This is a genomic window from Serratia sp. CY38905, assembly GCF_052168875.1.
Lineage (GTDB): Bacteria > Pseudomonadota > Gammaproteobacteria > Enterobacterales > Enterobacteriaceae > Serratia > Serratia sarumanii.
On sequence record NZ_JBJNLV010000055.1, the window covers coordinates 1 to 586 of the forward strand.

The window sequence follows — 586 nt, forward strand, 5'->3', positions numbered from 1 at the left end:
AGGCGCGCGCCGACCATCAGCGGCCAGAAGAACTCCCACACCGAGACGTCGAAGCCGAACGGCGTTTTTTGCAGCACCGTGTCCGCCGCCGTCAGGCCGTAGGCCTCCTGCATCCACACCAGCCGGTTGACCACCCCGCGGTGTTCGTTCATCGCGCCCTTCGGTTTACCGGTCGAGCCCGAGGTGTAAATCACGTACGCCAGGTGCGACGCCTGCGCGCGCGGTGCCGGGTTCTCGGCGCTCAGCGTCTCCGGCAACGCCGCCTCCAGCGCCAGCTGCGGCGTCACGGGTTCGCCCAGCGCCGCCCGGCCGGCGGCGTCCGCCAGCAGCAGCACCGGGTCGGCATCCTGCAGGATGTACTGCAGGCGTTCGCCCGGATAGGCCGGATCGAGCGGCACATAGGCGCCGCCGGCCTTGAGGATACCGAACAGCGCCGTCACCATGTTCAGGCCGCGTTCGGCGCACACCGCCACCCGGCTGTCCGGGCCGACGCCGCGCGCTATCAGCGCGTGCGCCAGCCGGTTGGCGCGGGCGTTCAGCTGGGCGTAGCTCAGGCTTTCCGCGCCGCTCACCAGCGCGGTGGCGT

Annotated in this window: 1 protein-coding gene; it reads right to left on the bottom strand. The window is 71.2% G+C overall.

Going from position 1 to position 586, the window contains the following annotated elements:
• The coding region (locus tag ACJ8MK_RS26025; RefSeq protein ID WP_442518131.1) for an AMP-binding protein at window positions 1-586 on the bottom strand (586 nt) is incomplete at both ends.